At 51.9% G+C, this 24,028-nt stretch carries 15 protein-coding genes; 13 read left to right on the top strand and 2 right to left on the bottom strand.

What is annotated here, in order from left to right; translation table 11 throughout:
* Positions 1-184 precede the first annotated feature (184 nt).
* Positions 185-3,094: a rhamnogalacturonan lyase family protein gene (locus BUB55_RS02915; protein ID WP_083596844.1), complete on the top strand. Its 2,910-nt coding sequence runs from the start codon at positions 185-187 to the stop codon at positions 3,092-3,094.
* Positions 3,095-3,246: 152 nt separating this feature from the next.
* Entirely contained in the window at positions 3,247-6,069 is a 2,823-nt protein-coding gene (locus BUB55_RS02925) for a hypothetical protein (protein ID WP_234971776.1), read from the top strand.
* Between the two features lie 72 nt (positions 6,070-6,141).
* On the opposite strand, the gene BUB55_RS02930 is transcribed toward BUB55_RS02925, so the two are convergent.
* A complete protein-coding gene (locus tag BUB55_RS02930) occupies positions 6,142-7,299 on the bottom strand; it encodes a PDDEXK nuclease domain-containing protein (RefSeq protein WP_073188073.1) in 1,158 nt (385 codons plus the stop codon).
* A gap of 608 nt (positions 7,300-7,907) precedes the next feature.
* Here BUB55_RS02930 and BUB55_RS02935 point away from each other — a divergent pair.
* From BUB55_RS02935 to BUB55_RS02950, 4 genes are all read left to right on the top strand, one after another.
* A complete protein-coding gene (locus BUB55_RS02935) occupies positions 7,908-8,471 on the top strand; it encodes a hypothetical protein (RefSeq protein WP_143152874.1) in 564 nt (187 codons plus the stop codon).
* Positions 8,471-8,890, top strand: coding sequence for a hypothetical protein (locus BUB55_RS02940; RefSeq protein WP_073188076.1), 420 nt, complete (start codon positions 8,471-8,473; stop codon positions 8,888-8,890). Before BUB55_RS02935 ends, BUB55_RS02940 begins: the two co-directional genes overlap by 1 nt.
* A complete protein-coding gene (locus BUB55_RS02945; RefSeq protein WP_073188077.1) occupies positions 8,890-9,246 on the top strand; it encodes a hypothetical protein in 357 nt (118 codons plus the stop codon). The genes BUB55_RS02940 and BUB55_RS02945 overlap by 1 nt, the downstream gene beginning before the upstream one ends.
* Positions 9,247-9,546: 300 nt before the next feature.
* The gene (locus BUB55_RS02950; protein ID WP_073188236.1) at positions 9,547-12,738 is read left to right on the top strand and encodes a type ISP restriction/modification enzyme; all 3,192 of its coding nucleotides are present in this window, start codon (positions 9,547-9,549) and stop codon (positions 12,736-12,738) included.
* Between the two features lie 33 nt (positions 12,739-12,771).
* Here BUB55_RS02950 and BUB55_RS02955 read toward each other — a convergent pair whose 3' ends face one another.
* Positions 12,772-13,830, bottom strand: coding sequence for a hypothetical protein (locus BUB55_RS02955; protein WP_073188079.1), 1,059 nt, complete (start codon positions 13,828-13,830; stop codon positions 12,772-12,774).
* 238 nt (positions 13,831-14,068) lie between these two features.
* Here BUB55_RS02955 and BUB55_RS02960 point away from each other — a divergent pair, with 238 nt between their 5' ends.
* The 7 genes from BUB55_RS02960 to BUB55_RS02990 are packed head-to-tail and all read left to right on the top strand — an operon-like array spanning position 14,069 to position 23,987.
* On the top strand, positions 14,069-15,373 hold the full coding sequence (locus BUB55_RS02960) for an adenylosuccinate synthase (protein ID WP_073188081.1): 1,305 nt from the start codon (positions 14,069-14,071) through the stop codon (positions 15,371-15,373).
* A 27-nt stretch (positions 15,374-15,400) separates the two neighbouring features.
* The gene (locus BUB55_RS02965; protein WP_073188082.1) at positions 15,401-16,111 is read left to right on the top strand and encodes a Crp/Fnr family transcriptional regulator; all 711 of its coding nucleotides are present in this window, start codon (positions 15,401-15,403) and stop codon (positions 16,109-16,111) included.
* Between the two features lie 22 nt (positions 16,112-16,133).
* Positions 16,134-16,895, top strand: a complete 762-nt coding sequence (locus tag BUB55_RS02970) for a PASTA domain-containing protein (RefSeq protein WP_073188084.1) — start codon at positions 16,134-16,136, stop codon at positions 16,893-16,895.
* Positions 16,896-16,902: 7 nt separating this feature from the next.
* Entirely contained in the window at positions 16,903-18,813 is a 1,911-nt protein-coding gene (locus BUB55_RS02975) for a tetratricopeptide repeat protein (protein WP_073188086.1), read from the top strand.
* A 39-nt stretch (positions 18,814-18,852) separates the two neighbouring features.
* Complete coding sequence (locus BUB55_RS02980; RefSeq protein ID WP_143152875.1) at positions 18,853-19,566, top strand: hypothetical protein; 714 nt, start codon at positions 18,853-18,855, stop codon at positions 19,564-19,566.
* 40 nt (positions 19,567-19,606) lie between these two features.
* Complete coding sequence (locus tag BUB55_RS02985; RefSeq protein WP_073188238.1) at positions 19,607-23,068, top strand: FG-GAP-like repeat-containing protein; 3,462 nt, start codon at positions 19,607-19,609, stop codon at positions 23,066-23,068.
* Positions 23,069-23,087: 19 nt separating this feature from the next.
* Positions 23,088-23,987 (top strand): formylglycine-generating enzyme family protein, encoded by a 900-nt coding sequence (locus BUB55_RS02990; RefSeq protein WP_073188089.1) that lies wholly within the window; start codon positions 23,088-23,090, stop codon positions 23,985-23,987.
* Positions 23,988-24,028 lie beyond the last annotated feature (41 nt).

Consider the following 24,028-nt stretch of genomic DNA (forward strand, 5'->3'; position numbering starts at 1 on the left):
TTTAACGCATACGCTCGCGTATGCGCGAGGCAAGCGTTGCTTGCCGAAGTTTTTTGTTGTGTTCCCGCCGTTGTCTATGGACAACCGGAAGTATGGTGGTGAAGGTACTATTTGGAGTGCCGGAGATATATTATAGGTGCAGGTTCCCGGTGGTGCGGGGCCTGTAATTCAAAGAAAGGATTTGATGATGAAAAAGTTGTGGATGTTTGGGCTTTCGCTCGCGCTTGGAGTGGGCATGTCGCAGGCGGCTCGCCAGATGGAATGGCTGAACCGCGGGCTTGTGGCGGTTAAGACCGGCGGGGGCGTGTTCCTCAGCTGGCGCGTCCTTGGGACCGAGGGCTCCGAGACGGGCTTTAACCTGTACCGCGATGGCGAGAAAATCGCGAGCCTCAGCGGGACACAGGCGAGCAACTATACCGACGCGAAAGGGACGGCCTCGAGCAGGTATTCCGTAAAGGCTGTCATAAACGGCAAGGAACTTGCATCTGACGATGCCGTACCCGTGTGGGGCGAGCAGTTCTTGACAGTGAACCTGGACAGGCCTGCAGGCGGTAGCGACTACACCTACAGTCCCAACGATATTGCCGTGGGCGATGTGGATGGTGATGGCGAGTTCGAGTTGGTTCTCAAGTGGGATCCGAGCAATTCCAAGGACAATTCCCAGAAGGGAAAGACGGGCAACGTCATCATTGACTGTTACAAGATGAGCGGCAAAAAACTTTGGCGCATCGATCTGGGCGTAAACATCCGTGCGGGGGCGCACTACACGCAGATGCTCGTGGGTGACTACGATGGCGACGGCAAGGCGGAACTTGCCGTAAAGACTGCGCCGGGAACGAAGGATGCCAGCGGAAAGTACCTGAGCAAGGGCGCAGCGGCCAATGCGGCACATACCAGCGATTACCGCAATTCGAGTGGATACATTCTGACCGGTGACGAATACCTCACGGTTTTCAACGGCGAAACGGGACTTGAAATGGCGACAGTCGCCTATAATCCAGGGCGCGGTACGGTAAAGAGCTGGGGAGACAGTTACGGGAACCGCGTCGACCGCTTCCTTGCGACAAATGCCTATCTCGATGGCAAGAAACCGAGCATGGTTTTCCAGCGCGGTTACTACACCCGCATGGCGATTACCGCCTATGATTGGGACGGCAAAACCCTTTCGCAACGCTGGTATTACAACGCAGCAACAAGCGGACAGGAATGTTACGGGCAAGGCAATCACAACATTTCCGCAGGCGACGTGGATGGCGACGGTTTCGATGAAATCATTGAAGGAAGTTGCGCCATTGACCACAACGGGAAATTCATGTACCGCACAGGCAAGGGTCACGGCGATGCAATCCACTTTGGCGATTTGGACCCCGACAACGACGGCCTCGAGGTTTGGCAGGTCCACGAAGAAAAGCCCTACGGATACGATTTGCACGATGCCCGCACCGGCAAGTTGCTTTTTAGCGAAACGAGCTCCGGGGACAACGGGCGCGGCGTCGCGGGCGATGTTGATTCCAACAGCCGCGGACATGAGCTTTGGTCTGCTGCAAACTGGAACACCTATACGGCTAAGGGAAAAATCTGGAAGGCCGACAAGCGTCCCGCCTACAACTTCCGTATCTACTGGGATGGTGACCTGCTTGACGAATTGTTGGACAATACGACCATCAGCAAGTGGGACCATGCAAAGCAACAGAGCAATACGCTTTTCCAGATGCAGGGCAACAGTTGCAATACCACCAAGGCGACACCGAATTTCAGCGGTGACATTCTGGGCGACTGGCGCGAGGAAGTCATCTTGCACGATGGAGCCTCCAAGCTTTACATTTACACAACGACCGCGCCTACCGAACATCGCATGTACACGCTTGCGCACGACCCGGTTTACCGCAATGGCATGAGCTGGCAGAATACCGCCTACAACCAGCCGCCGCATCTGGGCTTTTGGCTGCATGGCAACAAGGGCAAGTTCCCGAAGTCGGACATCGTGCTGATAGGCGACAACACGCCGAAGGCGGCCGCGATTGTCAAGCAGGGTGCAGGTAGTTCGAGCCAGGTGATTGTGAAGGGTGATTCGATTGTCCCGTTCACCTTCGCGATCCAGCATGCGGACGGGGCGAATGTTGACGGGCTCCCGGCAGGCGTGACGGCCGTGTGGAATGCGACGACATCATCGCTCTATTTTAGCGGGACTCCCGTTGTCGAGGGCGAGTTTACCTATACGATTACGACGAAAGGCGGGAATGCTGACTTTGGCGAAGCGACTCGCAACGGAAAATTCACCATCCTGAGTGTCGTGGAATCGGGGCCTGCTCCTCTTATGGTTCGGAGCGATATCGAGGCGGCGGTACCGACCGATGCAAAGGGAGCCTTTGCCGACAACCACGAGAATTTCCGCGGCACGGGATTCTACGATTTCGAAAACAGTCTCGATAGCTACGGCATTTACCACCTGGTTTCGCCGAAGGAATACAAGAATGCAACGATGGTGCTGCGCTACGCCCACGGCAAAACGGATACGCGTCGCATTATGGTGAAGATGAATGAAGACCTGATCGGTTCGCTGACGTTCAAGCCCACTGCCGATTGGGATACCTGGGATAGCGTCTCGGTGGGTGTTTCGCTCCAGAAGGGGTTGAATGTACTTTATCTGAAATCGCTGGAAGAAGCGGGTGCACCGAACGTCGACCAGATCGGTTTTGATGTCGAAGGCGTGGTGCTTTTTGAGGATTCGACGCAACTCTCGGCGATAGACTCCTTGAGCGCTGAAGTCGCGGGAGACTCTTCGGGAACGACGGGGCTTACCCGTGGCGATTACACCGCAGAAGACGACTTTGCAGGTAACATTCGCATTGCTGCCGGAATACACCTGAATTTTGCAGATGGTACGCTGATTGCCCGCGAATCGGGGTATGCCCAGGTGGATTTCTTTGACATGACTGGCCACCAGGTGGCGCGCCTTGCAAGAAATGTTCCGGCAGGAGCGTCTGACTTGTCCCGCGAAATCAGGGCTCTCCCCGAGGGCGTCTACATGGTCCGTGTCAGGTTCAATGGTCGCATGATGCAGAATGCGGTGCAGGTAAGAGTCGAACGGTAGTTTCCTAACTAAACGATACGTCCCGGCGGAAGCCGGGGCGTTTTTTTTTGCACCGCAGGTGCCCGCCGTAGTCCGCGGACAACTGGAAATTTCTTTTACCCTACCCCCGGAGCAAATCCGAGGGTATTTTTGTGGGCAGAAAGGAGCTTTGTATGGGATGTTTGAACTCTATTCGCGTATTGGGCCTCTCTGCGGCGCTTGCCTTTGCCGCATCGCCCGTTATCAAGGTCGATTTTGATATGAGCGGCCGCAATTCGAGCGAGGTTACGGAACCGAATTACGTGCCTTGGGTGGTTTCAGGTGTTTCCTCCAAGGACACGTCCCTTTCGGGGGTGAAGGTGAATGTTTCTGGTAGCGGAAATCTTAAGGCGAATTGGTACAAGGCCGGGGTGCAGTCCCCGAGCTATGCGCGCCTTGTGTGCGACGGCGTGATGGTCGAAGGCGGTGGGGCGATTACGCTCACCTTCTCGAATCTTGCGGCAGGGACGCACAGCCTCCTTTTGTACCTGAACAATGTCGATGGGACGGCGGTAAGCAACAGCATCGATGTCTATGTGAACAACTCGAAACAGGCATCGGTCAAGCCCACGAATCGTGCGCTCTCGACAGGCGAGGCGGCGATTGCCTACGTGACTTTTAATGTGGGTGGGACGGGTGCCTCGACCGCGATAAAGTTGAATACGGGTACGGTTACCCTGAACGGCTTTGAACTGAACGTGCCCAATGCGGCGGCACAGGCGACAGGGCCTTCGCCTGCAGATCTGGATTATCACGCGCCGCACGACAATGGCGCTCTCACACTTTCGTGGACGGCGGCGAAGTCGGCCGTAAAGCATCGCATCTATTTCGGGACGGATTCGGCGGCTGTGCTTGCGGCAACGCCCTCGAGCACTGCGGTTTACAAGGGCGAACAATCTGGAAATTCGTATAAGGTGAGTGGTACGACTCCGCTCCAGACATACTACTGGCGCGTAGATGAGGTCGATGCGAACGGAACGGTCACGGCAGGGAATGTCTGGTCGTTCAAGCCGGGGCGTTTGGCATTCGAGGGTGCCGAAGGTTATGGCCGCAACGCCCTGGGTGGCCGTGGCGGCAAGGTAGTGTACGTGACAAACCTGAACGATGACGGTGCAGGCTCCTTGCGCGAGGCGTGCACGGCAGAAATTGGCCCGCGCACCATCGTGTTCAAGGTGTCGGGAATGATCCAGCTGAAATCGCGCCTGGTCTGCAATCAGGATTACGTGACGATTGCGGGGCAGACGGCTCCCGGCAAGGGTATTACCATCAAGAGCGCCCCCATCGGGTTCACGGGCAAGGATATGGTTATCCGCTTCATGCGCGTGCGCCTGGGTTACGGTGCCACTTACGACGGCATGGGGCTCACCGGTGGCGACCACAGCATATTGGACCATGCGAGCATCAGCTGGACGATTGACGAAGCATTCAGTAGCCGAGGCGGCAAGAACCTTACGCTGCAGCGCACGCTGATTTCGGAAGCGCTGAACATTGCGGACCACCAGAATTACCCCGTCGGGACGGGACACGGGTATGCGGCGACTATCGGCGGCGATATCGGCAGTTTCCACCACAACCTGCTTGCGCATAATGCGGGCCGCAACTGGAGCCTGGGCGGTGGCCTCGACGGGAATGGCTACTATGCGGGTCGCCTCGATATATTCAACAACGTTGTCTATAACTGGGTGAGTCGCGTGACCGATGGCGGTGCGCACGAGGTAAACTTCGTGGGCAATTACTACAAGGAGGGCGCCGCCACTACCTTGCACGGCTATACATTGCGCGCGCAGTTCGAAGGTACGGGCAAGGGCTCGCAGGCGTATTACTACCACAACAATATTCTCGAGGCTGCGGGCGGCAAGTTTACCTGCGACGGCACCAACGACAATTGCGGTCGCGAGTATTCGCTTTCAGGCGGGCAGGTGCTGGATTGGGAACCCTGGAACAGCAAGCCTTTCTTTGCCTCGTATGCGACTGTCCAGAGTGCGAAGGCCGCCTACAAGGATGTGCTGAGCGATGTGGGCCAGCGCATGCCGGTACTTGACAATCACGATACACGCGTGATAAACGAGACCAAGAACGGAACCTACAGCATGAAGGGTTCCGTGGGTGGCATGGCGGGCATTCCCGATCGCGAAACCGACGTGAAGGATACGGCGAACATCAAGGGTTGGGAACCGTATCCGAGTGTGAGCTGGGCGGACGATTACGATAGCGATTTCGATGGACTTCCCGACTGGTGGGAAAATATGTACGGGTACAATCCGAAGTCGAAGAGCGGTGACTTTAGCGAAGCGAACAGGGATCGCCTGGGCGATGGCTGGACGGAACTGGAGCGCTACCTGGAATGGATGGCCCGCGCGCACTACACCTTCGCGAAGGACGAAACCCAAGTGATAGACCTTTCGCAGTTTACCCGCGGTTACGACGGCGGGACCTACACCGTGTCGGCCCCGAGCGGCGTGACGGCGACCGTGAGCGGTTCCAGGTTGACGGTGAAACTCGCCGACAGTTTTGCGGGTGCGGGCTATGTGCAATTTACGCTGAAGGACAACGCGGGCGATACCTTTAGCCGCTACATCGGCGTGACGCAGGGACTTGCCGTGAACGCTTCGCAGGGCGGACAAGACGAAAACGATACGACATCTGTTGTCGCGGGTGATTCGACGGCAACGGATTCTTCGACGACTTCGATTGCGACGTTCTCTCCTGTGAAAATTTTCCACTACACTATTGCGGATAACATAGTGAGTCTTTATGGGATTCCCGCAAATGCTCAAATCCGCGTAACCGACTTGGGCGGCAGAAATCCGATGCTCAGCAAGAATGTACTGACCGCAGACGGAACCACTTCGGTGAATCTGCAACCCTTCGGCAGGGGCGTCTATATAGTGAACGTCCGCGGAATGGCCCGCGACGGTTCCCGTCTGAACAAGACCATCAAGGTCATGCGCAAGTAAACCGCAAAAGAATACATCATGCACCTTCAAGGCCTAGGCTCAAGCGAGTCTAGGCTTTTTTTAGGGCAAAGATTACAGCCCCATCTCCTTCACTTCCTTAATCAAAAAGTTTTCTAACTGTTGTTTGTCGGGGAGCTGAAGCTTGTATGTCGAAACAAACAGTTTCTCGTCCATACCATTCAATACGTACTGGACCATTTTTGGTCCCTTTCCCGTACAGAGCAAAATTCCGATCGGGGGATTATCTCCGTCCACCATCTCGCAATCCTTGAAATAGGAGATGTAGGCATTCAATTGGGCTGCGTGCTCAATGCGGAACTTGCCAACCTTCAACTCCACAATCACATTGCAGTGCAGCAGACGATTGTAAAGCACCAAATCGATAAAGTAATACTCGTCGTCTATGATAATGCGTTTTTGCCTGGCCTCGAAGCAGAATCCTTTGCCCATCTCCAATAGAAACTCTTGCAAGTGGTTCATGATTGCCTGTTCTAATTCAGTTTCGGAGAACGCATCCTTGGCATCCAGATCTAAAAAATCAAGAGTATACGCATCTTTAACCGACAAAATTGCATTAACACCGCCCTTTTCTACCCTTTGCAGCACCAGTTCTGGCTTTTTGCTTATCCCGCTTCTGAAATAGAGTTTCGTGTCTATTTGCCGATGGAGTTCCTTCACGCTCCACGTGCCCTTGATACATTCCAGTTCATAGAAGAACCTTTCCATTGGATCGTCGATGGAAAGAATTTCCCTAATATGGGAGAACGACAAATAAGTCAGTAGAACATCTGGTGGTGTTATGAATTTGTGATTCACTGAATCACAAATCTCGTCGTTGCGTTTCTTTTCGATATTCCTTATGCTCACGGTATTGATAGAATCCCTAGATCTGTCGATCATTTCCAATTTGTGAGACGCCGTCTCACAAATCTGTGGATATCTGATATAGAACAGCCGACAAACACTAAGCATTGAACGGTCTAGCCCCTTGATGGACAATTTATCCGCCAAATTCTGCAATAGGCGAGCCCCGTACTTGGCTCGGTCGCGCCCCTCTTGCTCATATTCGACTATATAGCAGCCGATAGCCCAATTTCGGATTGTCAGTAGCTGATTTACGGCACCCTTGGCAACAGAACTTGTCGCGTTATGGACATTTTTTACCCGTTCTGCAAGGTTTTCAAAAGTTGTTCCGTCAGCCTTACCAATAGGCGACACTCGCTTATTCATCGTTCGCTCCTTCCGCCTACAAGCATAAAAAGGCAGGACTTTTTGTTATTGGTGTTCTTTTGTGCACTACAAATATAAACTTTCCTGGGGCGGATGTCAAGAGATTTTCGGAAAATTTCGCATTTTTCTCATGGACGGATGTGGCTGTCATCTTTTGCCATTCCAAAAATCTATATTGCGGTTGACATAGCCCCGTACCGAATGGTTCGGAGCGACCGGAAATTTTGAGATTCGTCTCTTATTCTCGAACCTGAAACTACCACTTTCAAACCATACGAGAGTAAGACGGACGCTCACGTCCCATTAGGTGCGTGGGTCGTTTGTGCTTATTGTATGGTAGGGTGTGGTAGCCCGCAGGTTCGGTAAGTGCATACGACACCACGCTTTTTTGTTCCTAAAAATAATGTGTGGCAAGTTGCGAATAAGGGCCGATTCCCTGTTCACAACTATGGGCCAGTTGTGAATATGGAAAATATGGCCTAAACAAGGACGATTTATGAAAATCAAGAATCTATATGAACTAGCTCTCTTGTTGAGAGCTAAACTAAAAATGGCGAAATGGCCATTTAACCGATACGGTTTTCCCGTATTTCCTAGGGAGGTCATTCTTGAAGAACCTCCTGCACTTCATTGAACCCATTCAAAGGATTCGTTGTTGCAAAAATCCGAAAGAGACTTTGCTCTGTTCTTTTGCCGATGATAAATTCATTCGGAGACGGTTGCAAAATCTATTTGATGAAATTGGCCTGTATCGGAATTACTATGGCTTTGGTGGTTTTGACTTGAGTCCACGGATTAATTGGCCACTTCAAAAGCAAAAATTCAACATTTGGCTTTCGCAGTTGGCTACAGCTTTTGTTGCTCTGTCAGGACAAAAGATTCTTCCGAATTTCCGGGTGGGTTGTTTGCAGACTTTGTATGTGCTTGAATCATATCCGAAAAACATTCCTTATATTATTGGTACGTTAGGTTGTGCTAAACGCTATAATCCTTTGCATGACTACATTTTTAAAGCGAAAATGTTAATTGCGAGACCGTCTTTTTTGATGATTTATGGAAGATTGAGGGGCGAATATGAAGAAATGCTTGAAAAATTAGACGTTCCTTACATGGTGGTTTCAGATTATAGAACTCGCTGTTACAAAGAATCTTTAGAAAGGAGTGCCGCATAATGGATTCCAAAGATACATACTCTAAATCTGTTCAAGAACAAAAAGATCTTGCTCAGATAAATGCTGATTTAATGAAGAATATTGTGCAAGGCAAGAACAGAAGTCTCGAGCATTCTGAAAAATGGATGTCTGTAAATATTAACGATATCGTAAATCAGTTTGCGCCTGGAGCACAGGCGGAAGTTCAAGGCAATAAAGTTGAATGGCGCGACAAAGAAGGTAAAGTCTCCATTGTGGCTGATATTGGGGGCGGGTATTTGCGTATTCAAGATTTGTCGAAACCCTTTAGAGCGTATTTTGACTTGAAGGGCGAGAGTGTCAATAACTATATTGATGCAAAAGGAAAGCAACATGGACGTCCTAAGGCGGAACGAGAGGCTCTGACCCACTTTAGGATAAAATACAGGAGCGAAATGTAATGGAACAGCATGAAATAATCCTTGTCCCCAAGCGGAATTTTGACGAGAATACGGACTGCTGGCAATCTTACGCTAATAGCGGAGAGTTTGACGATTTCGTTCAGTGGTGGCTGAAACTCCCGGAAAATGAAACTTTGTGGGATGTCTATATGGCTTTTAACGAAACGTTGGACTTGCTCATTGATCACTATGAGGATGAGGAGATTCCTGCCGAAAAAGTGGATGCTGCAATAAACATTGCAGATACATTTCGGGAAAAGAAAACAGGTGAATTGGAAAAAATGGCTTTTGACAAGTTGATGCAGGCTTTAACAAAAGCTAAAGAACTCGGTCAACCGGTCTATTTCTGGTTCTAATTGTCATTTCTCCTTGTTTTTTTACTATCATTCCCCATGACATAGCCCCGTACCGAATGGTTCGGAGCGACCGGAAATTTTGAGATTCGTCTCTTATTCTTGGCTCTAAAACTACCACTTTTAAGTCGTACGAGAATAAGACGAACGCTCACGTCCCAATCGGGGCGTGGGTTGTTTGTGCTTATTGTACGACAGGGTGTGGTAGCCCTTAGAGCCAGTAAGTGCTTGCAACTCCACGCCTTTTTTTATTTGTGGAAATTGCGGCAAACAAGGAACGGCTCTCGCAACGTTGGAGCCGCCATGGTCGATTTGGACAAGAGCAAGATTCAAGCCGTCGCACAGTACATCGACGAGGTCTCCAAGCAATTTTCTACGGGCAAGGCGACCGAACACAGTTACCGCCCTGCACTCGCGAAACTCCTTGGCGACTTGCTCCCCAAATTCACCATCACCAACGAACCGAGCCGAATCCAGTGCGGAGCGCCGGACTACATTATCGCGAAAGGGAAAGGCGCAACATCGATTCCGGTTGCGTTCGTAGAGGCAAAGGACATCGGCGATAGCGACCTGGATGGAAACCGCCAGCACAAGGAACAGTTCAACCGTTACAAGAACTCCCTAGACCATATCCTTTTCACAGATTACCTTGATTTCCATGCTTATGAAAACGGGATGCCAACTCAAAACATCCGCATTGCAGAAATCAAAGGGAACAAAATTGCGCTGATTGATGCCAATGTCCCGATGTTTTTGGAAATGGTGGCGCACATTGCGGAATCAACACCGCAGAAGATTACAAGTTCTACAAAGCTGGCGCAGATGATGGCGGCCAAGGCGCGCCTCCTTGCCGAAGTGATAGAAAAAACTCTTGAAACCGATAGCGAGAAGACGGGCGAACTGGCGGGGCAATGGAAATCTTTTCAGAGAGTCTTGATTCACGATTTGACAGAACGTCAATTTGCAGACATTTATGCACAGACAATTTGCTATGGAATGTTTGCGGCAAGGCTCCATGACGACACTCCTGACACGTTCAGTCGAGAAGAAGCGGCGACACTCATTCCCAAGACAAATCCGTTCTTGCGCAAGGTTTTCCAGAATGTTGCCGCATTCGATGTAGATACAAGCATCGCATGGATTGTAGATGACCTGGCAGAAACATTCCGGGTGACGGACATGCCGAAGGTCATGAAGAATTTTGGAAAGGCTACGGGTCAAGCCGACCCCATGATTCACTTCTACGAAGATTTTCTGCGCTATTACGACCCCAAGCAGAAAAAGGCCTGTGGTGTTTATTACACGCCAGAACCTGTTGTTTATTTTATCGTCAATGCTGTCGATGAAATTCTGAAAACGCGCTTTGGTTTGAGCGATGGTCTCGCTGACACGAGTAAGGTGACGATTCGGCAGACTTCGAATCTGTATACGGACAATCGCACCAAAGACCACAAGAAATACGAAACGCGAGAATACCATAAAGTTCAGATTCTCGACCCGGCAACCGGAACGGGAACATTCCTTGCCGAAGTGGTTCGCAAGATATATTCCGGTATGGAAAACCAAAAGGGCGCTTGGCAAAATTATGTGGAAGAACATCTGCTGCCGCGCCTGAACGGTTTTGAATTCATGATGGCTCCATACGCCGTTGCGCATTTGAAATTGGACATGGTGCTGGCGCAGACAGGCTACAAGGCAAGACAGGACAAACGACTTCGCATATTCCTTACCAATTCCCTTGAAGAATGTGACCACGACACGGGGACATTGTTTGCACAATGGCTTGCGCAAGAAGCGAACGAGGCAAACCTTGTCAAACGCGATACACCCGTAATGGTAATGATTGGTAATCCGCCGTATAGCAATAGTAGTTCTAATAAAAGTAAATGGATTTTGGACCTTCTGAAAATATATAAACAAAATCTAAATGAGAAAAAAATAAATCTTGATGATGATTATATTAAATTCATTCGTTTAGGGCAACACTATGTAGAAAAGAATGGTGAAGGAATTCTTGCCTATATTTCAAACAACAGTTTCATTGATGGAATAACGCATCGGCAAATGAGACATTCATTGATGGATACTTTTGATGAAATCTACATTCTTGATTTACATGGAAGCCAAAAGAAGGGTGAAACTATTCAAAAAAATGACGAGAATGTCTTTGATATTACTTTAGGCGTAAGCATTAATATCTTTGTTAAGAGAAAACAGAGTGTCATCCTGAACGATGCCCGCAAGGGCGAAGTCGAAGGATCTCTAGCCAGAGTATATCACTACGAGCTCTTCGGCAAACGCTATGAAAAATATGCATTTTTGACCAAAACATCGTTCAGCGATATTCCTTGGAAAGAACTTTCTCCACACACACCGCAATTTTTCTTTGTACCTAAAGATTTTTCTGTGCAGGAAGAATATAAAAAGGGGTTTAAATTATCTGAATTAATAATTAACTATAATTCAGGTGTTCAAACAAAAAGAGATTATTTGAATATTTTTTATCAAAAAAAAGATGCTGATTCTTTGAAGAATGATTTTGTTAATATGCCTATTCAAGAATTACAAAAAAAGTATCATGTGAAAGATGGAAGAGATTGGCAACTTGACTTGGCTAAAAATGATTTAATAAAAAATAAAGTTCTAACGAATGAAATTGATTATAGACCATTTGACATTAGGTTTACAAATTACACTGGAAAAACAAAAGGGATAATGGGTTATCCAAGATATAAAACAAACTTTAATATTATTCAAAAAGAAAATATTTCTCTTGTTATATGTCGACAATTAAGTACGTTTGATTTTCAACATATTTTTGTGACGACGCATATTTCGGATTTAAATTCTATATCTTTGCAGTCAAAGGAACAGTCTTACGTTTTCCCGCTCTACCTTTACCCAACAGAAAGTGAAGAAAAGCTCGGCGAAACACGCAAGCCCAATCTAGACGAAAAAATTTGGCACAAAATAGACAAGTGTGCAAAACTCAAAACAACTCCAGAGCAAGTCTTCGATTACATCTACGGCGTTCTCCACACTCCATCCTATCGTGAAAAATATAAGGAATTCCTTAAAATTGATTTTCCGCGAATTCCTTATCCCGAAAACAAGGAAGATTTTGAACGCATCGTTTCCATCGGCAACAAGCTCCGCAAATTGCACTTGATGGAAGAAATTCCTCCGCAGACAACCTCCTTCGACATCGAAGGCGACAATGCCGTAAGCGAAATTCGGTTTGAAAGGGAGATCCCCGACCAAGTCGGGGATGACAACTACGGCAAAGTTTTTATTAACAAGCAGCAATATTTCGGCAACGTCCCTGAACTAGCCTGGAACTTCTACATCGGTGGCTACCAACCCGCCCAGAAGTGGCTCAAGGACCGCAAGAACCGCACCCTTACCTTCGACGACATCTCGCATTACCGCAAAATCATCGCCATCCTTATCGAAACTCACAAGTTGATGCAGAATCTTGATGAAATTGCGGGATAAATTCGTCTTATCAAAAAAGGATGCGGCCCTTTTTTATTCGCCGTAACTGTATGGGGCGTGCACGGTGATGACCAGGCTGTCGGTCTTGAACGAGCCCTGGTTCCCGAGACGGAACGTTGCTTGCCAGATGTTAAAGAATCTTGGGTCTGAGGCGCGGTAGGCTTTGTCGGCTTCGTAGTTGTTCTTGATGCGCGAACTCGAGAACATGTCGGCGATGGCGACGTCTTGGGGTAGGTCGGTCGCCGTGAAGTGCAGGCAGCCTATATCCTTATGCTCCCATCTTCTGGGGAGGATGTAGAGCGTGTCCCCGTTGCATTTTTCGGGTGATTCGGCCATGCGGAAAGGACAGTTGTTGTTCTTGAGTGCCTCGCGTCGGGTTGAATCGTCCATCCAATCGGGGCACGAGACGCATTTGTAGGCAGTGTCGAGATCGTAGTCGAATTCGTAGCTTGCGATAGAACATTTTTCGATGGTCTCGAACTCGGTGTCGTCTGGAAGTTGCGACCTGTCGAAGTTCGTGTCGAGCGTGTAGCCCTCTAGCGTGTCAAGCCCCTCGGGGAACGAGAAGTAGGCCGTATCGTGGTCGCCGGCAGAAACCTTATGGTATATCTTTGCGTATAAATTAAGGTCTATGTCAAATTTTTTCTCTTCGCCTTTTATGTCGACGAGGGCGAATCGTAAGTGGTTGTCGCTATCGGGGGCAAAGCTTATGCCGTAATTGTAATGCCTGTTGTAGTAATCAAAAGGCGGCATGTTTCTAATGGAATCGCTGTCACCCACCTTGATTTTCGTGACGCATGCGGGGTGTACCGAATCCGCGCTCTCGTTCTCGAGCAGCTTGCAATCGAGCGTTTCCAGGTACACGCTCGTGATGGTGTCTGTTGCGGTGAACGAAATCTGGAGTGTCGTTGGACGGTGCAACATTTCGGCTGCGGGGAGGCAAACATGGTCTTCGCAGTAGTTGTAGACCGGGTCCATTCCCAAAAAGCGGCCTTCATCGTCTACGAGAATGAAGTCCCCGTTGGAGTCGCAGGCCCCGAGAGTGATGGCGGCGATTGCGACCGCTGAAAATATGGCGATGTTCTTGCGCATATCAGAAAATTAACAAAATGGGGGCAACGACGGCCGTAATTGCGCCAGACACCTGACAAGGCGCAAGAATGCGGGATGGAATGGCTCCTGTGCGGGTTCTTTTGTCAGTTCTTTTGCTATCTTTTGGGCGAAAAAGGGCGCAGGGAAGTTCCCCGCGTTGCAATTTCGTGTTTTAACAGCAATCGACCCGCGGGCTGCCCGCCAAGGCTTTGCTCCGGGTCACAAAAACGAAGGATATATGGCAAATCGTGTTGTAATCGGCTCCCAGTGGGGCGATGAAGGTAAGGCGAAGGTTGTTGATTTTTTGACGCTCGATGCGGATATCATCGTGCGTTTCCAGGGCGGCGCGAACGCGGGCCACACCGTTGAGGTGGGCGACCAGAAGTTCGTGTTCCACCTGATTCCCTCGGGCATCATGCACAAGGACAAGATTTGCGTCATCGGTAACGGTGTCGTGCTCGACCCCATCCAGACGCTCGCCGAGATTGCCGACCTGCACACGAAGGGCATCAACCCCGAAGGCCGCCTGTTCATTGCGAACAACGCCCACGTGGTGCTCCCGTACCACTCCACGCTCGACAAGGCTAAGGAGAAGAAGGCGGGCAAGGCTGCCATCGGTACGACGGGCCGCGGCATTGGCCCCTGCTACAGCGACAAGGTGAACCGCATCGGCGTGCGCGTGGGTGACCTCATGGACGAGCGCGAACTGCGCCCCCGCGTCGAGGCTATGGCCAAGGTCCACAACGAAGAATTTACCGTGATGTACGACGTCCCGGCGATTGACCCCGAAGTGGTCATCAAGGACTACCTCGAACTCGGCCAGAAGATCAAGCCGTTCGTCACCGACGTGAGCGAGATGCTCTACAAGGCCGTGAAGGCCGGCAAGCGCCTTGTGTTCGAGGGCGCCCAGGGCACCATCCTCGACGTGGACCAGGGTACCTACCCGTTCGTGACCTCGAGCAACACGGTCGCGGGCTACGCAAGCTGCGGCGCAGGTGTCGGACCTACGGCCCTGGACGAAGTCTGGGGCGTGGTGAAGGCGTACACGACTCGCGTGGGTAACGGCCCCTTCCCGACGGAACTTTTGGACGAGACGGGCGACACGCTCCGCAAGATCGGTAACGAATATGGCGCCACCACGGGCCGCAACCGCCGTTGCGGCTGGTTCGATGCCCCGGTCGTCCGCAAGGCTGCCGTGGTGAACGGCCTCACGCACCTCGCCATCACCAAGCTCGACGTGCTCGACTCGTTCGATACGGTGAAAATCTGCACCCATTACGAATGCGACGGCGAAAAGCTCGACTTTATCCCGAACCAGCTCTCGAAGGTGGGCCGCTGCACTCCGGTGTACGAGGAAATGCCCGGCTGGAAGCAGGACACGACCAAATGTCGCAGTTACGACGAGCTCCCGGAGAATGCAAAGAAATATTTGCAGAGAATGGCGGAACTGGTCGATGTAAAAATTGGTATGATTTCTATTGGAGCCAAGCGAGACCAGAGTATCGTCATTGATGCGGGTCTTGCTGCCGGGTTGAAACTTTAAAAAACAAAAAAAAGAAGGAATGAGAATATGGACGCATCAACTGTTGGATTGCTGAAAGGCGTTGAACTTTTCTCGGAACTGAACGAGGAACAATTGGGCATGCTTGCCAATTTGGTGGTGGCCCAGAACTTCAATCGTGACGAAACGGTGGTGTTGGAAGGCGACGACTCCGTGCAGGCCTTGTACCTCATCGCTTCTGGCTCCGTGCAGGTCTATATGACTGGCGTCGACGGTCGCGAGACGATTCTCAGCTTCCTGGAACGCGGGGACTTCTTCGGCGAGATGTCGCTGATTGACGGTGAGCCGAGGTCTGCCTCGGTGCGTACGGTGACGGACGCCCAGTTGCTCATTATCCACCGCGAATCCTTTTTGCAGCTCATTCGCCAGTCCCCGGAAATAGCCATGGGCCTGTTGAGCGAGATGAGCAAACGCTTGCGCAAGGCGAACCGCCAGATCGGCTCTCTCTCCACAATGAGTGTGAGCGGTCGCGTGGCGGGGACGCTCCTGAACCTCATGCAGGAACGCGGCGTCCGCATCCACACGGACGGCGGCAAGATGGTGACGGTCATCCACAATCGTCCCACGCAGCAGCAGTTGGCCGACATGTCGGGTACGACCCGCGAGACGGTGAGCCGCATTTGCTCCCTTTTGGTGCGTACTGGCGCCATTGCCATGACAGGCAAGGATATTGTGATCTTTGACGAAAACGCCCTGCAAGAAAGAGCCACCAAGGGCTAATTCTAACAGACTAAGGGTTTGTATGAACAAATTAAAGTCCGCCCTGACGAGGGTGAAAAAAAGTCCCATCGTCAAGGCTGTTGTGATTTGGGTCGTTGCACTGGTTGTGCTCGCCTTTGTTGTCGATAAACTTTTGATGCCGCTCTTTGCGGGCGAGTTCGCTAAGACTGGCCCGGTGCCCAATTTGGAGGGCATGTCGCAGGAGGCGGCGGAGGCCGCCTTGACCGAGGCTGGCTTCAAGTACGAATGGCTTGAAGAGGGACGCTACAATTCGCAGATTCCTGCTGGGATGGTGCTGGTGCAAATGCCCGCCGCTGGCCGTACGGCTAAGTTGGGCCGTACCGTGAAGTTGACAAAGAGCCTTGGCCTTCGCGAAGTGAAGATCCCGGACTTGCGCGGCAAGAGCCAGAAGCAGGCGGAAATTTCTTTGTCTCGCGCGGGCCTGGTCCAGGGCGAAATTGTGAAGGGCGCCCACCAGAGTATTCCGCGCGGCGTTGTAATCCGTACCATCCCTATGGCGGGCAAGATGGCTCGCGTGGGTGACACCGTGAAGGTTGTGATTTCGGCGGGCGTGACTACGGGTAAGGTGCTGCTCCCGGATTTTTCTGGCGAGGTTATAGACAACGTTTATCCTAAGTTGGAAAAGCTCGGCTTCAAGGTGGGGGATATCAAGCGAGTTAAGGGCGAAAACGGCGAAGCTCCCGGGACGGTCATCGAAACCGCCCCCAAGCATGGCGATTACCTGCCCCCCGATACCAAGATTGACTTTGTGATTGCCGACTAGGTTTTTTATGCGTGTTGTGGGATGCTTTTTTGCAGTGCTTGCCTTGACGCTCTGTATGGGCGCTTGCAGTTCTGCTCCCCACAAACAAGATTCTGCGAATAATCCCAATGCTTTGACCGCGGCTGATAGCGCGGCCATCAAGGCCATTGTGGGTGCCAAGAAAGACAATCGCAACTTGGATGTGGCGCACGAGTCGTTTATCCGTGCGCAAGAGATGGAACTGCGTGGCGAAAAGCAGTTGGCCGAGGTGTTTTGGCAGCGCGCTTACGACGCGGATCCCGAGAACCGCTACCTGGCTTTTGTCGTGGCCGAGCGCCTGTTTGCCCAGGGGAACGATTCCGCCTCGATGGCACTGGCGAACAAGGCGATTCACTTTAAGGGCAAGGCGACTGCCAAGCAGTACGAACTGATGGCACGGCTCTACCTGAAGGTGGGCGTCGCCGATTCGGCCCGCCGTTATTTTAAGCTGGCCCTGGATTCGGCCCGAGGCCAGGACATGACGCTCCTTTACGACTACAGCCTTTTTTTGGAAGCGGTCCAGGACAAAAAGGAACTGGTGAAGGTCTATGACCAACTGCTGCCGCAGGTGAATTACATCCAGACGCTTTTTGCAAGGCAGCTGAACCTGCTCTTGGAATTGCACGAGGATTCCGCCGTGGTGGAACTCTTTGGGAAGGCGCACGAGGCGACCGGCGACAAGGAGATGCTGGTGAAGATGGTCCAGGGACTCGCCATGCAAAAGCGCAACGTGGAACTGCGGGCGATTGCCGACACTATTACGGGTTCTACCGAGCAGGACGAGGAAATTGTCAACCTGGCTTTGCTGACCTTCAAGGACAACGACCAGGCGAACGCGTTGAAGTTCCTCAAAAAGAAGTATTACACCGACAATATCCGTACCGCGGTCGTGCAGTATTATTTGGGCAGCTACGAATACTTTGTAGGCGAGAGGGACAGCGCCAAGGTCCATTTGGGACAGGTCTACCTGAAGCTTGACGGCAAGCCCGCTTACGGAGCACAGGCCTGCCGGGCGCTTGCAGGGATTGCCTTTGCCGACAACAAAAAGAAGGACGGCGTCAGGTATGCGGAAATTGCCGACTCTTTGCAGGTGGGCGGCGACAAGAACTTTTTGGCGGTATCTTACGGTTATGCCGGGATGTACAAGAAGGCGTATGCCCTATTGGATTCGTTGATGAATCTGTGGAGCCATTGGACTCCCATGGCAGGGATTGCCGACTCGGCGACAATGGACTTGATGAAGAAAAAGGCGGACTTGGCTCACCGCCAGTTGCAAAACACCTATGCCCGCGTTTTGATTACAGAAGCCCGTGAAATCGAGGACGATGGCAAGTCTGATTCCCTCAAGCTGGTCCATGCCAAGGAGGCGCGAACCCGTGCCGAGCTGTTCTGGGAGAGCATGCTGATTGCCGATTCCACGGACTTGTTCGTGCGCTTTGCCATGGCGATGAATTTGGAGCGCATGGAGCGTTACGACGAATCGTTCCAGATGTTTGAATACCTGATTAAGTTCTACGGGGATCCCCGATTGGATTGGCCTGAGTTGCTGAACTACTATGGCTATTCGCTTGTGGATGTGAACCGCACTCCCGAAGAAACGGAAAAGGGCTACAATCTCATTTTGATGGCGCTGAATGCAGACGCCGATCATCCTTCGGAAGCGTACCTCGATTCCAAGGCTTGGGGCTTGTACCGCAAGGGACAATACGAGGACGCCCTCGCCGTGATGCTGCAAATCAAGAGCAAGTCGTTCCAAGAGGACTACGTTTATTGGGAACACCTGGGCGCCATCTATGCGGCGCTCGGCAAAAAAGTCGAGGCACACAAGGCTTACAAGAAAGTACTCAAGCTGTATCCTCGTTCCAAGGCCGCTAAGGAATACCTGGGCAAAAAGAAGTAGGACAAAATGAGATCGCTTTGGATTTTTTTCTTTGCCTGTTTGTTTTTTGCTTTTGCAGGATGCGCCGGCAACAAGCCTGCGGTTTCGACCGAGTCCCCTGCCGGTGCGGAACCGGCGGCTGTCCGTGACAGCCTTCGTGCTAAGTTCGTCTTGACGCTTGTGGATACGGCGGGCAAGACACAAGAATTGGACGCGGTCTTGTTCTCGGTTCCTGGCAAGCGCTACCGCATGGAACTGACGGGACCGATGGGCGTGGGCGTCGCCTCGTTGCTTTGGACCGAGAGCGGCTGGGACGTCGTGTTCCCCACCGAAAAGAAGTTTTTGCACGGGGTTGGCTACATGGTTGGCGTATTGAACAACGACGGAGTGCTGATGGTGCCCATCCACCAGGTGGCAGACTTGTTCGATGGAATCCTGGTGCCGGAACGCATGTCGGTGCTTGAGGAATTGGATTCCGCGGGTTTCCATGTGGTTAAGGGGAAGGCGACGAGCGGGATGAACTTTACATATGGTCAAAAAGATGGGCAAGTGGCGTGGCTTTCGCGTGCCGGAGTGGACGGCCGTCCCGAGATACTCCGGTATAGCGACTTTAGAACGTTCGAGAACGTGCCGACTCCCGAATTCATCGTGTTTGAACGTGACGGGAAGATGTTCCTGAAGATTAGGATCAAGAAGGTGACTCGCGGAAAGGCCTTTAGTCCGGGGACATGGCGCCTGAATATCCCGAAATCCTATAAATCTATTGAAGGCTAGGCGTTTTGCCGAGCCGTTGTTTTTGTACATTGAATATGGTATGAAGAGTTTTAGCGGTATCTTTTTAAGTGTGTTGCTTGCACTGTTGCTGTCTGCGCCGGTTATGGCGCTGGATACGCTTGAAGTGTTTGTTTTGCGCGTCCAGTTTGCCGAAGAAAAACCGGATAATTCCTTGACGACGGGTAACGGGACCTTCGGCACGATTCCCGACAAAAAATATAGCCTGGACCCGACCAAGGAGAGTGGCAAGGTGCCGTACTGGCAAAAGCATTTGGATTTTGCCAACGCCTATTACCAGGCTGCGAGCGGTGGCAAGCTTGCCATCAAGACCAGGATTTTTTCTGTTAGCAAGCTTAAAAAACAGATTATCGATTACAACAGAACCACCAAGATGGAAGGCGAAAAGACGGCGGAGTTCGATGAGGCCCGCAGTCGTGATTACCTCACCTTTGTGTACGACGCCATTGCCGAGGTGGCCAAGGATACATCGGCAGAGTCCCCTTTCCGCATCCCGCTTTCAAAGGACATCTCCCGCGTCAAGCGAGCCTACATGATTGTACACGCCGGTGCGAGCCGCCTTGTGGATGGTGGCAGCATGGGTACCGATGGGGCCGACACTCCGGCGGATTTTATGGATATCTACATCTCTCGCGATGCTTGGGAGTACCTGATGCCGGACTCTGCACAGAATGCCGCTGTAAAGCCCGCCTTTGGGGTGAACGACAAGGGCGATTCGGTGGTGAATGGCCTCTTGATCCCAGGCTCGGTACTGGACACTTTGCGTACGGTAATGGTGGTCAGCGAGGCGGCTTCGCAGGACGGCCTCAATTGGGGTGTGAACGGAATTGTGGTGAACCAGATTGGACGCGAACTCGGGCTCCCGAATACTTATGACGTGGTCAAGGGGATTTCTCGCCTTGGCTACTATGATGCGATGGATTTTGCTGGCTATTGCGCGGGCAACGGCTTTATGCCCGCTCTCCCTGCGGCGTGGGAACGCCAATACATGGGTTGGGCGAACGTGAGGGAAGTGCGCCCGATGGCAGGGAAACCGGTGACGGTTGAAATTGCCGCGGCAGGAAGTGGATTGGGGACGGAAATTGTGAAGGTGCCGCTCAACGGCAGCGAATACTTGCTCATTGAAAACCGCCAGCGTTCGTGGGATAAGGACGGCTCGGTGAGCGTGGTGCTTGGTTCGACGGGTGAGGATTCCGCTACCACCATGCGTACAGTCCCGGTCGATAGTCTGAGTCGCGTTTTTGAAGACAGCATTTGCGTGAAGGGCAAGTGCAATGAGAACAATTCCAAAGCCAAGGGCCTGATTGTGGGGATGAGCAGCTACGATGCGGGCATCCCGGCGAGCGGTATTGTGGTGTGGAAAGTGAACGACTGGTACTTGCGTGAAACTTTGCAGTATGGCATAGCGAACTTTTGGGGCGGCGACACCTTGCGCGACCACCAGTTTGGCATCAGCCTTGTAGAAGCCGACGGCGTTTTGAGTATTGGCAAAACCTTCAAGAACGCCCTTGGCGAAGACACCTATGATTACGGCAGTGGTACAGATTTGCTGCCGCATTTGCGGATTCCCGAAAAGGATTCCAAGACGAAGTTCGATACGGTCAAGACGATTGGCCCTAAGGGATACGCCAATACCGCGACGACGATGGGTGGCTACACGGGCTTGAAAATTACGGCGGCCGTGCCGAAGGACGCCCGCAAAGAAAAAACGTCGAACGCCTTTATGGGCGATAGCGTGGTGAATTTTGCGGCTCTCAAGATTTCGGTGACCATCAGCATTGATGACGGGAGTATTGAGGGAAGCCTGTTCCCGCGCGAACTCGGCCTGAATTCGGCGGTTCGTGGCGCCGTGCTTGTTGATGATCCCGAAAAGGCGGGAAACAAGATTATCGTAGTTGGCTCGGTGGACGGAACCCTGCAGGCGTTCAATGCTTTAGGCGATACGCTTTACGTGGCCGATACGTCCGTTATGCGCAACACCTTGACCCGCGACAGCGCAAAGGTCGAAGTCCCGCTGTACCGCGTGGGCGCGAGCTATGGTCCGCTGGTGGGCATGGCGAGCGACGGCAAGGACGTTTACAGCCTGCATAAGAAAAAACTCGTGAAGACGAGTTTTGCAGGTGGACTCCCGACGCAGCAGGAAATTGATATTGATTCCGCGACGGCGGGGCCGATGGTGCTCAAGGGATATTCCTGGTTTGCGAGCAAGGGCAAGCTTTGGCGGAATGGACAATGGCAGAAGTTGCAGGACGATTTTGTCGCCCGTGATATGGCTTACTGTGGCGATCCTGCAAAGGATGATAGGCGAGGAGAAGATGCGAACGGCAATAAGTTCAGTGCTCCGAACGGAAACAAGTTCGTTTTGGTGGGAGATGATGGACGTATTGTTCTTGTAACGGATTTCTTCCGCTCCAAGGCTGGCGACGAACTCACGACGGGATGGAGTAGCTGGACCATCAACTCTCTCGACAAGCAAAGGCTCAGGGTGGCCTGCACCGACATGGATCGCGATGGAACGGATGAAATCATTGTTGTTGGAAGCCGCGGGGCTGTCGCTGTCCTTAGGGAAACAGCCAAGGGGCTGGAATCTGTGTGGACCAAGAAGACCTACAAACGCGGCGCAGCAGGTGCGAGCGGCCTGAAGGACGAAACTTCCGGCATTGCCATCGGTGACATCAACGGAGATGGCTATCCTGAAATTGTTTTCCTGGGCGATAACCTCGTGTATGCGCTCGACCGCTCGGGGCTCCCCATTGCTGGATTCCCGGTGAAGATTTCCCGCGGTACGCCCGTGGTCGGGTTCATGAGCGACCCGCTCCTTGTGGATGTGACGGGCGACGACGTTCCCGAAATTCTTGTTCCGAGCAGCGACGGTCTGGTGTACGCCTATACGGGCAAGGGCAAGCCGGTGGCGGATCAGTTCCCGCTTGCCGCAGGCAGTTTTGAATACCAGGATACGCTCGGGACAATCTACCCGATGAGCATCTTTGTCGCCGATGCTGTTCCGGACAAAAAATCCGCGGGTCCAGAAATTTACGCCCTGCACCGCAGTAGCATTTCCGCATTCCGCCTGCGCCAGGCGAACGGGTCTGCTGTGGAGTCGCCTGCGGCGTGGACGCTCCCCGCAGGAGGCAACGAACGCGCTGGATACTTTGACGCATCGAAACTCGGTGACGTTGAGAAGCGGGTCGCGAAGGACGAAATTACCGAATTCTTTGTGTACCCGAACCCGGTGCGCGGCGGTGTGGCAAAATCCCGATTTGAGATTGGCGCCGCGGCTCAGTGGGCGACTCTCGAGTTCTACGACATTACGGGTCTTTGCGTGTTCAAAAAGAAATTGAGCGATGTGGTGGCAGGCCGCAACGAGTTCGGTACGCTGGACCTTAAAAAACTGGGGAGCGACGTCTATACCGCTCGCCTCAAGGTGAAGTTCAAGAGCGGCAAGACCAAGCAGAAATTGTACCGCGTCGGTGTGGTGAAGTAGTTTTGCAAAGGGTTGTGTTATGAAGGCAGGAAGTCTCTACACCGTTTTGGGAATGGTTCTGGCACTAATCTTGGCGGGTTGTACTGCTTCGGGGGACGAATCCGTCATAGAGCCCAACTACAAGTCGAATGACTCCGCAAAATATTCCAGCGCTGAAGGAGGCTCTACGGAAGTTTCCTCTTCTTCGCGTGGCGATGATGACCCCGTTGACCTTTACATGGGGCTGGAATGGGTTGGCATCAAAGGAGCTTTCATTACCCGTGGGAATGCGAAATTCAATGTGGGGCGTTTTTGGATTTCTGCGACCGAGGTCACGCAAGATGTTTACACCGAAATCATGGAGGATTTGCCTACGCAAAGCAAGATGGGCGACAGCCTCCCTGTGACCAACGTGTCTTGGTACGATGCAGTGCTCTTTTGCAACGCCCTCTCTAAAAAGCAGGGACTGGATACGGCATACGTATATGAGTCCGTGGGCTCCAAGAATTTTTTGAATAAACTTTCTATTGACTATGATGTTGCGGGTTATCGCTTGCCCACAGAGAATGAGTGGGAAATTGCTGCCCACGGTGGCACTTCGACTACCTATTATTGGGGTACGGACGAAGCGAAAAAATACGCAAATTACGCACAAAATAACAACGGGGTCGTCAATGTAGCGAGCTTCGTTGCAAACGCCTACGGGCTTTACGATATGGCGGGCAATGTGGCGGAGTGGGTCAACGACTGGTATGACCTGTACCCGTCCACGCCTGTGGACGATTACGCAGGACCGGAGAAAGGCTCTTTCCGCGGTGTACGAGGGGGAAGCTGGAGTGACGTGGCCAAGGACATTGCCCCCGATGTTCGCGATAAAAAGGACCCGCTGACGGCAGATTCTAAACTGGGCTTCCGAATTGTGTATACGGACGGGATTTAGCGCCCGCTTTACTCAAGAGAGTTCTTAATTTTTATACATTT

The sequence above is a fragment of the Fibrobacter sp. UWP2 genome, from assembly GCF_900141705.1.
Lineage (GTDB): Bacteria > Fibrobacterota > Fibrobacteria > Fibrobacterales > Fibrobacteraceae > Fibrobacter.